The 11244-nt window shown below is 71.5% G+C and carries 10 protein-coding genes; 7 read left to right on the top strand and 3 right to left on the bottom strand.

Annotated elements, in window-relative coordinates; genetic code table 11:
- Positions 1 to 60: 60 nt before the first annotated feature.
- Positions 61 to 969, bottom strand: coding sequence for a GlsB/YeaQ/YmgE family stress response membrane protein (locus tag AB0B76_RS26305; protein WP_360380161.1), 909 nt, complete (start codon positions 967 to 969; stop codon positions 61 to 63).
- Complete coding sequence (locus tag AB0B76_RS26300) at positions 966 to 1328, bottom strand: PadR family transcriptional regulator (RefSeq protein WP_360380158.1); 363 nt, start codon at positions 1326 to 1328, stop codon at positions 966 to 968. Before AB0B76_RS26300 ends, AB0B76_RS26305 begins: the two co-directional genes overlap by 4 nt.
- Positions 1329 to 1640: 312 nt before the next feature.
- Between AB0B76_RS26300 and AB0B76_RS26295 the strand changes: the two genes are divergently transcribed.
- Positions 1641 to 4622, top strand: a complete 2982-nt coding sequence (locus AB0B76_RS26295; RefSeq protein WP_360380155.1) for an NACHT domain-containing protein — start codon at positions 1641 to 1643, stop codon at positions 4620 to 4622.
- 172 nt (positions 4623 to 4794) lie between these two features.
- On the opposite strand, the gene AB0B76_RS26290 is transcribed toward AB0B76_RS26295, so the two are convergent.
- Positions 4795 to 6267, bottom strand: a complete 1473-nt coding sequence (locus tag AB0B76_RS26290; RefSeq protein ID WP_360380152.1) for a catalase — start codon at positions 6265 to 6267, stop codon at positions 4795 to 4797.
- A gap of 148 nt (positions 6268 to 6415) precedes the next feature.
- On the opposite strand from AB0B76_RS26290, the gene AB0B76_RS26285 reads away from it, so the two are divergent.
- The 6 genes from AB0B76_RS26285 to AB0B76_RS26260 form a co-directional block, all read left to right on the top strand.
- On the top strand, positions 6416 to 6919 hold the full coding sequence (locus AB0B76_RS26285; protein WP_360380150.1) for an HIT family protein: 504 nt from the start codon (positions 6416 to 6418) through the stop codon (positions 6917 to 6919).
- A 169-nt stretch (positions 6920 to 7088) separates the two neighbouring features.
- Positions 7089 to 7844, top strand: a complete 756-nt coding sequence (locus tag AB0B76_RS26280) for an ABC transporter ATP-binding protein (RefSeq protein ID WP_360380147.1) — start codon at positions 7089 to 7091, stop codon at positions 7842 to 7844.
- Positions 7841 to 8803: an ABC transporter permease subunit gene (locus AB0B76_RS26275; RefSeq protein WP_360380144.1), complete on the top strand. Its 963-nt coding sequence runs from the start codon at positions 7841 to 7843 to the stop codon at positions 8801 to 8803. The genes AB0B76_RS26280 and AB0B76_RS26275 overlap by 4 nt, the downstream gene beginning before the upstream one ends.
- A 17-nt stretch (positions 8804 to 8820) precedes the next feature.
- Positions 8821 to 9975 (top strand): histidine kinase, encoded by a 1155-nt coding sequence (locus AB0B76_RS26270; RefSeq protein WP_360380141.1) that lies wholly within the window; start codon positions 8821 to 8823, stop codon positions 9973 to 9975.
- A complete protein-coding gene (locus tag AB0B76_RS26265; RefSeq protein ID WP_360380139.1) occupies positions 9972 to 10706 on the top strand; it encodes a response regulator transcription factor in 735 nt (244 codons plus the stop codon). Before AB0B76_RS26270 ends, AB0B76_RS26265 begins: the two co-directional genes overlap by 4 nt.
- Positions 10707 to 10991: 285 nt before the next feature.
- On the top strand, positions 10992 to 11244 hold a 253-nt coding region (locus tag AB0B76_RS26260), incomplete at its 3' end, for a hypothetical protein (protein ID WP_360380136.1).

Here is an 11244-nt window from a genome sequence, read left to right as displayed (position 1 = left end):
CCACACACCACGAAGCGATCACCGCCCACCGCTGACAACATTCGGGGCCGGGCGCCGGGCTCAGGGCCGCTGGCGGCGGCCCGAGATGAGCACGGCCAGCGGGAGTACGGCCAGGGCCAGCACGCCCGGGGCGGCCGCCCGGACCAGCCGGGCGATCAGGTCCGGCCGCGTGGCCGGCTCGACGCCGACCTGCGCCAGCAGGACCATCGGCACCAGCAGGATCAGCAGTGGCCAGAGCCCGCGCCGGTCGCGGCGGGCCAGGAGCACGCCGCTCGCGGCGAGGCCTGTGGTGGCCAGCAGCCCGGCCGCGGCGAGATGGGCGGTGTGTACCTGCCAGTACGTACCCGGCACCCGCATCACCGCCAGGGTCAGCGCGGTCACCACGGCCGCGGCGGCGAGCGGGGCGAGGCGCAGCCAGGCCGCCGGCCGGGCCGGGAACGCCAGGGCCACGACGCCCAGCGCCAGCTGCGGGACGACGACGAACAGCGGCACGCCCTCGTCGTAGGGCGCCAGCGGGCCGGCCACCGTGATGCCCGCGGTCACGGCCAGGGCGAGCCACACGGCCGGGCGGGCCGGCCCGGCCAGCGCGGTGACCGGCGGCAGCAGCCAGGCCAGCCACGCGAACGCGCCCAGCGACAGGAACGGGCCCGGGTGGCGGATCTGGAAGACCATGTCCGGCACGTATTCGACCCGGAGCAGGAGCACGGCGGCCAGCGCGGCGGCCGCGGGCATCGCCGCCATGGCCGCGAGCGGCAGGGCGTCGGCCAGTCCGGTCGCCTGCCGCGCCCGCAGGTGCTGGCGTGCGCCGCCGCGGACCAGGTCGGCGACGTCGCCGGGGCGTGGGAACCGCTGGCCCGGGTGGGCCAGGTCGAGGTACATGTCCACGAGCTCGTCGCCGTGCTCGGCCCGGTAGGCGGCCGGATAGCAGCGCAGCAAGGCCCGGTAGCGCGATCGGAGGTGCGGGTTCACGCGGTACCCCCGGCGAAACCCGGCCCGCCGGCGAAGCCCGTGTCGCGCGCGGCGAGCCGCCGGGCGGCCGCCTCGACGTTGGCCCGCAGGCGCACGGTCTCGGCGTGCAGCGCGGCCGCCCCGGCGTCGGTGAGGCGGAAGTAGCGCCGCGCCCGGCCGTCGACGATCTCCTGCCGGTCGGGGGCCACGTACCCGTCGTCGGTGAGCCGGTCCAGGGCGCCGTAGAGCGTGCCGGGGCGCAGCTCGACCCGCCCGCCGGACAGCTCCGCGACCTCGGCGAGCAGCCCGTAGCCGTGCATCGGCGCGCGGGCGAGCGCGGTCAGGATGAGGAACGTCGGCTCCCGCATCGAACCTGTCATGCGCGCCAAGGTACCGATGCGATGATATCTTCGCAACGAAGCTATCGGCCCGCGGCCGAGGGCGCAGGAGGGGCTTGCCGGTCCCGGCGGCCAGCAGCCAGGTCATCAGGAGCGGGGGAGAGCGCTGTGAGCGGCCAGGTCGCCCTCGGTGGTGACCGTGGCTGTCGCACTCAGAACGGCATCAGGAGACCGAACTGGCGTGGCCGACCCTGTCCGTTGGTCGGATGCCGATCCGCGTCCGACTCCCGGTACAAAGGGTAGTCGAGCGACGGCTGACCTCGGGTGGGACAAGTGTTCGATGTGTTTCACAAAATGTCGGTCGGTGACGTCAGCGGGCTGCTGGGCGTCCTCGTCACCGTGCTGCTTGCGGCGCTCCCGCCGATCCGGCCACTGCTGGTGCGCCTCGGCCGGCGGATCAGGTTCGCCATCGGCGGTCCCGAGCGCCGCTACGCCGCCTGGTTCCTGCGTGAGCACGGCCGCTACGACAACCCGTACCTCGAGCGGGTCGAGGACCTCGACCTACGCCGCACGTTTGTGTCGCTCTATCTCCGGGGCGCGGACGGTGGACCCGACGTGCGACAACCAGCCGCCGATGTGGTCGCGCGCCGGCTGGTGAACGCCGTCGGTGCCCAGCGGCACATGCTCATCGAGGGCGACCCCGGCTCCGGTAAGTCGACGCTGCTGAAGGCGCTCGGGGTGGCGTCGCTGCGGGGCCGTACCGGAGTCGCCATCGACGCGATCCAGGTCCGTCAGCCCGAGGTCCCGTTCTTCGTGCCGCTGCGCAAGCTCGGTGAGCACTTGAGCGGCGGAGGCGGCATCGACGGCTATGTGATCGACGAGATCCTGGTCAAGAGCGTCGGCATGCGCTCCGACCTCGCGCAGTTGTTCTTCCGGCGCACGCTCGACACCCAGCAGTGCCTCGTGCTCCTCGACGGTCTCGACGAGGTCACCGCACAGCATTACCGGCCGGTGCTCAACGAGGTGCACCGGTTCATGGACAACCGGTCCCCGGACGCGCCGACCGCACAGGCCCGGATGGTCATCACCTGTCGCCGGCAGAACCTCCTGACGATCCAGGACGAGTGGGTCGGACCGATCGCCGAGCACTCGTACCGTCTGGCGCCGTTCCGGAACGGGGAGATCTACAACTACCTCGACAACGTCCGCAAAGCGATGCGTCCCCGGGGCCCGGAGGACTTCATGGTGGCGCTGCGCAGTTCCCGGACGCTGGAGCTGCACCGCACGCCGCTGGTGCTCGCGATGTCAGTCGGGATCTTCGCCAAGAAGGACTACTACGAGATCCCGCACTCGATCAGTGAACTCTATCGTCGCATGATCTCGGAGATGCTCGACCGGCATCGGTTCAAGGACGATCCGCTGGGCAGCGCCAACCGGTTCCGGGTCCGTGACAAGTACACGTTCCTGCGCCTGTTCGCTCACCGCGCGGCGCTCGGCGTGGGCGGCTTCGACGAGTTCACACGGCGTGCCCTGGTGCGCGTCGCGGCCGAGGTCGCCGAGAGCCTGGAGGCAGTGCCCACAGAGCGCGTGGAGGAGTTCGTCGACGAGGTCGCCGAGCGGTCCGGGCTGCTGTCGCCCCTCGACGGGCAGCGGTACGTCTTTGCCCACCGGTCCATCCAGGAGCATCTCGTGGCCGAGGAGCTTTTGCGATTGGGGGACGCGGGTGAACGAACCATGATCGAGCGCTCGGCCGACGGCGACTGGCGCCAGGTCGTGCTGTTCTATGCCGCAGCGGCGGACCAGAGTCGGCTCACCGGGTTCCTGGCCGAGCTGACGCCACGAAACCTTGCCCTCGCCGGCCAGTGTCTCTCCGGGGCCGACGCACCCGACGCGGTCGCGGCGACGATCCTCAGCGGCCTGGCCGGCAAGGTCCGTGCCCGCCAGGCCGTGGCGGTCAACCTTTCGGCGTTGCTCGCCGCGACCAGCTCGCCCAGGCTCGTGGTGCAGCGCGCGGCGATCGAGACGGCATGCGACGTGCTGAACGGCCTCATCGCGAAACGAGCCGAGGTGGTCAACGCATTGGGCGGCGATCTCGACGCGGTCGGGCGTGTGCTCAACACCGTCGCCGACGCCAACTCGACGCGCGTCGCCGGGCTCCTGCCGGCTCTCGTCGCGGTGGTGCCTGACGATCCGGCGCTCGTCGAGCCGCTCTGGCGCTGCCTCGCGACCGAGGGCATCGAGGAGGATCCGGCCCGATTCGCCATCATCGAGCGCCTGGTGACGCTGGTCATGGACTCGGACTGCCTCGCCGAACTGCAGGGGCTGGATCCGCACACCCGCCCCTTCATCACACCGCAGTTGCGCGACAAGGTGTACCCCTTCGCGAAGGGCCATTCGAAGCGGAGCAACCTCGTCACGCTGCTCGCCTGGGTGGACCATCTCAACGTCACGATCTCCCAGCCGAACCGCTACCTGGAGGCCGCGGCGGCCGGCCCCAAGGTGCTCGCGGGCGTCGAACGCTCAGCGAGACGCCTCGGCCTGGACTCGTCCCGCCGCGCCGTTGTTCCCAGGACGTGGTACGTCGCGTTCGTCCTGTACCTGGCGACGGTGGCTGCGGCCACGTCGGTGCTGGTGGCGGACGAGTCCAGGCTCCTCCAGCCGTACGGCCGCTGGAACCTCGCCGTCGTTGCGATTCCGGTGGTCCTGAGCCTCCTGCTGAGATTCCGCGTGAGCGCCGCCCGGTCGTTCGGGCCGCGGCGACTCTCGTCCGGTATCTATGCGAGCACGAGCGCGGGCGCCGGCGTGCTCATTCAGTTCCGGGCACAGCGCCCTTTGAGCGATGGTCCGCTGCGCGGCCTCTGGTATGTGCTCACGCGCCTCCGCGTGCTGGTCCTGTTCGACATCATCCTCGCCGCCCCGAGCGCCGTGGCGTTCGCGCCGCTGATCGACCGCACCCTCGCCGGATACCTCGCGCTCAGTACCGCCGTGATCGTGGTGATCCAGGAGCTGCCCGGACGGCACCGCATCGAACGGGCCGCACGGGGCTACTGGTCGGTGCCGCAGTTCGCCGACGTGTACCGCGACGAGCGCAGCCGAGCCTGGGTGGTGCCGTCCGCAGTGGTGCGCCTGCCGTCGCGTTACCGGCCGGGCACGGGCCTGACGGTGGAATACCGTCCCCGGGAAGAGTCCGCCGCAACGGAGGTCGTTGGGCTGACGGTGAGTTATTCCAGGCCGCCGACGCCCCGCACCGCGCGGCACGATTCGGATGACGCCACCATCATCCTGCCGCTGGTCAGCTGGAAGCGCAGCGGCGACCCGCCGTCTCCGACGGCATAGCGCCGCGGTTGTGGCGTCGACCTGATCACCTCTTGACACCGGAACGGGCATCACGCGCCGCGACGACGCTCGTACCACTGGGCGTCCGCGCCTGGCCAAGCAAGTTTGGCGAGGGCGCGGACGCCCAACGAAGGCGGGTCCACGCGGAGGCGGTCCGCCGGTGGTGCAGTCGCTATCGCGCCCCGACCGTCAGACCCACCTCGCGGGCGATCCTGGCGCCCAGATCGGGATCGACCTTGGCCCAGTATTCCTTGATCGCGCGTTCCTGGATGAAACGCTCCACGCCCTGACTGAGGTGCCCGGCGATGTTGCTCACCAGATGGTCCTGCTCGGTGGGTGTCATGACATCCCGGTACAGCCGGCCGGGCTGGATGAAGTCGTCGTCCTCGCGGTGCGCCTCGTAGGCGGTGCGCATGATCTCGGCGGATTCGACGAACCAGCTCGGGTCGCGGTACCGCTGCGGATCGGCCTGCGGACCGCCGTAGCTGTTCGGCGCGTACACCGGCTGGTTGCCCTTGTGGTGGTACCGCATCGGGCCGTCCTTGTTGTAGTTGTGCACCTCCGTGCGCGGCTGGTTGACCGGCAGCTGCGTGTAGTTCGGGCCGTTGCGGTACCGGGCGGAGTCGGCGTAGGCGAACATGCGCCCCAGCACCATCCGGTCCGGGCTGGGACCGATGCCGGGGACGAAGTTCCCCACATCGAACGAGGCCTGCACGATTTCGGCGAAGAAGTTCTCAGGATTGCGGTTGAGCACCATCCGGCCGATCGGGATCGTCGGGTAGTCCTTGTGCGGCCAGACCTTGGTGATGTCGAACGGGTTGAAGCGGTAGTCGGCTGCGTCCTCGTACGGCATGATCTGCATCTCGAGGCGCCAGGACGGATAGTCCTGGCGGCCGACCGCCTCCCACAGGTCACGCCGGTGGTAGTCGAGATCCTCGCCGCGCATCGCATGGGCCTCGGCGTCGGTCATGTTCTGGATGCCCTGCTCGGTCTTGAAGTGGTACTTCACCCAGAACTTCTTGCCGGCGGCGTTCTCCCACATGTAGGTGTCGCTGCTGTAGCCGTTCATGTGGCGCCACGAGCGTGGCGTGCCCCGATCGCTCATCAGGACCGTCACCTGGTGCGCCGATTCGGGGGAGAGCGTCCAGAAGTCCCACTGCATGTTGTTGTTGCGCAGGCCGCTGTCGGGCATGCGCTCCTGCGAGTGGATGAAGTCCGGGAACTTCATGGGGTCGCGGACGAAGAAGACCGGCGTGTTGTTGCCGACCAGGTCGTAGTTGCCCTCGTCGGTGTAGAACCTCATGGCAAAGCCGCGCACGTCGCGGTCGGTGTCCGGATATCCCTCCTCGCCGGCCACCGACGAGAACCGGACCAGCATCGGCGTGCGCTTGCCGACCTTGTTCAGGAACGCGGCCTTGGTCCACCGGGTGACATCGGCGGTGACCTCGAAATAGCCGAAGGCGCCGCCGCCCTTGACGTGGTACACGCGGTCCGGGACGCGCTCGCGCACGAAATGGGCGAGCTTCTCGATCAGATAGGTGTCCTGCAGGAGATTGGGCCCGGACGGGCCGACGGTGAGCGAGTGCTCGTCGCTCGCCACCGGGACGCCGGCCTCCGTGGTGGTGTTCGGTCGTTGCGTCTGCATTCCGCCGCGCGTACCCATACGTTGCCGCACCACACCACGGCGGCCGTGCGCGTCGCGGGTGAAAGCCGGCGCCGGAACGGCGGCTAAGCGCTGCCCCGGCGTCTTCGACTTCGAGGCTCTCCGTTCGACGACGCCGTACGGTGCCTGGATGAGTGGTCTCGGTGATCGGGTGCCGTTGGACCTCGTCGCGTACGAGCGGCAGGTTCTTTCGGGCGGTTGTTTCATCTGTTCGTTCCTCGCCGGTGAAGCGGGGTTCGAGCACGAGCTGCTCCTTGATGACGGCGCGCACGTGGCGTTCCTCAGCCGCTATCCGACGCTGGCGGGCTACACGCTGGTCGTTCCACGCCGGCACGTGGAGGACGTGGTCCGGGATCTCACGCCGGAGGACTACCTGAGCCTGCAGGCCGTGGTGCACCGAGTCGCCCGGGCCGTCGGTGAGGTGGTCCGGCCGGAGCGCACCTACCTGCTCTCGCTCGGCAGCATGCAGGGCAACGCGCATGTGCACTGGCACGTCGCGCCGTTGCCGCCGGGCGTGCCGTACGAGCGGCAGCAGTACCACGCGCTCATGGCCGAGAACGGCGTCCTGCCTTGCACCCCGGAGCAGTTCGCCGAGCTGGGTGCGCGCATCAGGGCAGTGCTGGCCCATGATTGACAACGATTCGCATCCAGCGGTGCGCCGTCCCCGGCGGTGCTGCTCGATGCGTCGGGGCCCGACCGGTGGGACCGTGGGCGGAGGCGGCGGGGCATTTCCGTCCGCGGGTGGATGCGGTTCCGCCGCGGGTCGGACGCGGGCGGGGCGGCGGATGCCTAGCGTCGTCGGCATGAAGCCAGGTATGGACGGGCCGCGCGCGGACGAACCGGCGCTGGCCACGTGGGATGTCGGGAAGCGGTACGGACGTCGATGGGTTCTGGCCCGCGCGACCATCCGGGTGCCGGCCGGCAGCGTCGTAGCCCTGGTCGGGCCGAACGGGGCGGGCAAGACGACCCTGTTGCACCTGGCGGTGGGTCTCGTACCGCCGGACGCCGGGCGGCTGGAGGTCTTCGGGCGTTCGCCGCGTGCGGCGACGTCCCAGGGCGACGTCGGGTTCGTGGCGCAGGACAGGCCGCTGTACCGCCGGTTCCGGGTTCGTGAGCTGCTGCGCATGGGAGCGGGACTCAATCCGCGGTGGGACCAGCGGTACGCCGTGGAGCGGCTGGAAGGGCTCGGGATTGATCCGGGGCGGCGGGCCGGTTCGCTGTCGGGCGGGGAGCAGGCCCAGGTGGCGTTGACACTGGCCCTGGCGAAACGGCCGCAGCTGTTGCTGCTCGACGAGCCGGCCGCGGCGCTGGACCCGCTGGCCCGCCGGGCGTTCCTCGATCACGTGCACGGCGAGACCGAGGCGCGCGGTATCACCGTCGTGCACTCGTCGCACGACATCGCCGAGCTCGACCGCGCCTGCGACCACCTCGTGGTCGTCCGCCGCGGCGCGGTCGTGCACGCCGGCCCGGTCGCGGACCTGACCGCCGCCGGGCAAGGCCTGGAGGACTTCATTCTGCGCGCCCTCGGCGGGGACCGGGCAGCGGAGGCGGCGGCATGATCTGGCTGTCCTGGCGCCAGCACCGCAATCAGTTGCTCGCGGCGGCCCTCGTCATCGCGGCGCTGTCGGCGGCGTACCTGACGATGCGGGGCGCGCTCGAGTCCTACCTGCGCACCAGCGGGTTGATCGAGTGTCTGTCGCGGCCCGACGAGGGCTGCGGGGATCTGATCGGCGGCCTCCGGGGGCAGTACCCCGTGCTGCTCGACGCCCTGCCGTACCTGAACCTGGTGCCGGCGCTGGTCGGGCTGTTCTGGGGCGCTCCGCTGGTCGCCGGCGAGGTCGAGGCCGGCACCCACCGCCTCACCTGGGCGCAGGGCGTGGGCCGGCAGCGTTGGCTGTGGACGAAGGTGACGCTGCTCGGGGCCGGATGTGTGGTGTTCGGCCTGATCGCCGGGGTGCTCGACCGCTGGTTCCTCGACCCGTATTTCCGGGCCGGTGCGATAAGTCCCGTTCAGCGCAACTGGATCGGGCTGCTCGGCGTCGCACCGGCCGGCTATGCGTTGTTCGCGTTCACGCTCGGCGCGGTCGTCGGCACCTATGTGCGCCGCAACCTGCCCGCGATGGTGGCCACCCTGGCCGTGTTCGTGCCGGTCCGGTTCGCATGGGAGTCGATCCGGTACCGGTTGACGTCCCCGGTCCGGGCCGCTTACCCCCTGCACGCCGTCCAGCCGGCCGGCATCTCCCGGCAGGACTGGCGGCTCGACATGACGAGCCTGGTCGACGAGGCCGGCAACGCGGTCGGCCCGGAGCAGGCCGCCCGGTGGTGCGCCGGGGCGAGCGGCGGTGACAAGGGCGGACTGGACGGCTGTCTCGCCGCACACGGTGTGCAGCGACTCGACTGGTACGTCCCGGCCGGCCGTTTCTGGCACCTGCAGGCTCTCGACACCGGCGTGTTCGCCACGCTCGCGGCGTTCCTGCTGGTCGTGCTCGCGCTGCGGGTCGCCCGCCGGGTCGGCTGAGTCCTATGCTCGCCGGGATGGACTGGGTGACGCGGCTGTTCCTGCGGGCCGGGTCGACGCCGGCGGACGCGGCGGCGGCGCTGGCGCTGCTGCTCACCGCCGTCGTCTTCGCCGGCCGGACCACTGACCCGTTCCCGTACGGCGTGCTGCTCGCCGCGGCCGCGCTCGCGTGGCGGCGGCGGTGGCCGACCGCGGTGTGTGCCGTCGTCGGCCTGGGCCTGGTGGCCACGTTCCCCCTGCCGGTCGCCGATGCGGTCGTCGCGGTGGCCGCGGTGTGCCTGATCCTGGCCTGCTTTGCCGCCGCCGTCCACGCCCGGCGTTCGTGGCCCGGACCGGCGCTGCTCGTCGCGGCGGTCGCGCCGTTCGCCGGCGGCAGCCGGCTGCCCGTCCCCGACGTGGCCATTCCGTTCCTGGTGCTGGGCAGCGCCTGGCTGGCCGGCGCGGTCGTGCGGTCGCGGGCCCGCGCCGCCGTCGCGTGGCGGGCGGAGGCCGTCAGGGCCGCCCACGAACGCGATGCCGCATACGCCACCGCGGTACGGGAGGAACGGGCCCGCATCGCCCGGGAACTGCACGACGTGGTGACCCATCGGGTCAGTGTCATGGTCATCGCCGCCGGGGCGGCCCGCACGCTGCTGCCCGGTGATGCGGCGCGGGCCGGCGAACAGCTGCGCCTGATCGAGGCCGGCGGCCGGGAGGCGCTCGGTGACCTGCGGGGCATGCTCAGTCTGCTGGCCGCCGGCGCCGACGACGCCGGCGTGCATCCGCAGCCCGGCCTGGCCATGCTGCCCGGCCTCATCGCCGGGGTCACCGCCGCCGGCCTGCCGGTGACCTGCCGGATCACCGGCTCGCGGCGGCTTCCGGCCGGGCTGGACCTCACCGCGTACCGCATCGTTCAGGAGGCGCTGACCAACTCGCTGCGGCACTCCACCCGCGCCGGCACCCGGATCAGTGTCGAGATCGGCGCCGAGGCGCTCACCGTGCGCATCGCCGACGACCAGCCGCCGCCGCCCGCCCGGCCCGCGGCCACCGCCGGCCGCGGGCTGATCGGCATCCGCGAACGGGTGGCGTCCTACGGCGGCGCCGTGACCGTCGACGACGACCGGGCCCGTCCGTTCGCCGTCACCGTGCGCCTACCTATCCCGTGCGGCGCCGAGCCGGGGACGGCGCCATGATCCGGCTGGTCATCGCCGACGACGACCCGCTCGTGCGCACGGGCCTCGGCATCATCCTCAACGCCGACCCGGACCTCACCGTCGTCGCCGAGGCCGGTGACGGCGCCGCCGCCGTCGACGTCGTCCGCCGGGAACGCCCCGACGTCGTCCTGCTCGACGTGCGCATGCCCGGCACGGACGGGCTCACCGCGGCCCGGACCCTGCTCGCCGAGCCGGCCCCGTGGAAGATCGTGATGCTGACGACGTTCGACCTCGACGAGTACGTCTACGCCGCACTACGGGCCGGCGCGAGCGGCTTCCTGCTCAAGGACATCCCCCCGGAGCGGCTCGTCTCCGCGGTGCGGCACGTCCTCACCGGCGACGTGCTGCTCGCCCCCACGATCACCACCCGGCTCGTCGCCCAGCACATCGGCCCGGCAACCGACAACGAGCAGGCCGACATTCTCGCCGGCCTCACCGCACGGGAGCGCGAAGTCCTCGCCCTCATCGGCGAGGGCCTCTCCAACGCCGAGATCGCCGGCCGGCTCGTCCTCGGCGAGGCGACCGTGAAGACCCACGTCGGCCGCGTCTTCGCCAAGCTGGGCCTGCGCGACCGTGTCCAAGCCGTCATCGCCGCCTACCGGACCGGCCTGGCCCCGCCACCGCCCCGCCGGGACACCCGCCACGGCGACCACCGCGCAGCGTGGCCACCCTGGTCCGTTCCAGGTCGCGGATACGGCGCAAGAGGATAGACCGCGGCCGTCGATTTGGCTGCACGCAAGCGTTCAGCCGCACTGTCCGCTTTTTGGTCCGAAGCGGGCACTTTCGTGAGTCGTAATCACGTATCAGCAGCCAGCAGTCGTTTGACTGCAGTGCGTGACTCTCATCACACGCGACAGGACGGCGCCGGAGCGGACGGCCGGTTTACGGTCTGCACGGACATCGACGCCCGTCGTCCTACCTTCCGTTGATTGCGGGCATCGGCGGTAATCCGAGCGACGGGGGTTGCGGTGGACGGTTCCGGACGTAAGTTGATCTTGTCGATTCCGTCCGGGCGCCACCGCGGCTCACTGCGCCGCGCGGTCACGCTCGTGTCGAGCGCGGTGCTGGGCGTGCAGCTCGCGCTCGTGGCCAATGCGGTGGCGGCGCCGCCGGCGAGGGGCGGGGTGTGGACGCCGCCGAACACGCCGCGGCCGACCACGAACGCGGTGCCGCGCGATCCGCACGCTCCCGGCGCCGGTGGTGCCGCCGCGCCGGGGCCGATGGCGCAGTACCAGGCCCCGCGGTTCG

This window comes from Dactylosporangium sp. NPDC049140 (assembly GCF_040648435.1).
The sequence above is the reverse complement of the archived record's forward strand: the minus strand, read 5'-3'. Positions and strand labels throughout refer to the sequence as shown.

Excerpts from the sequence above, each read along its gene's own strand:
- AB0B76_RS26300 (WP_360380158.1), bottom strand. The coding sequence starts at position 1,328 with ATGACAGGTTCGATGCGGGAGCCGACGTTCCTCATCCTGACCGCGCTC.
- AB0B76_RS26295 (WP_360380155.1), top strand. The coding sequence starts at position 1,641 with ATGTCGGTCGGTGACGTCAGCGGGCTGCTGGGCGTCCTCGTCACCGTG.
- AB0B76_RS26290 (WP_360380152.1), bottom strand. The coding sequence starts at position 6,267 with ATGCAGACGCAACGACCGAACACCACCACGGAGGCCGGCGTCCCGGTG.
- AB0B76_RS26285 (WP_360380150.1), top strand. The coding sequence starts at position 6,416 with ATGAGTGGTCTCGGTGATCGGGTGCCGTTGGACCTCGTCGCGTACGAG.
- AB0B76_RS26280 (WP_360380147.1), top strand. The coding sequence starts at position 7,089 with ATGAAGCCAGGTATGGACGGGCCGCGCGCGGACGAACCGGCGCTGGCC.
- AB0B76_RS26275 (WP_360380144.1), top strand. The coding sequence starts at position 7,841 with ATGATCTGGCTGTCCTGGCGCCAGCACCGCAATCAGTTGCTCGCGGCG.
- AB0B76_RS26270 (WP_360380141.1), top strand. The coding sequence starts at position 8,821 with ATGGACTGGGTGACGCGGCTGTTCCTGCGGGCCGGGTCGACGCCGGCG.
- AB0B76_RS26265 (WP_360380139.1), top strand. The coding sequence starts at position 9,972 with ATGATCCGGCTGGTCATCGCCGACGACGACCCGCTCGTGCGCACGGGC.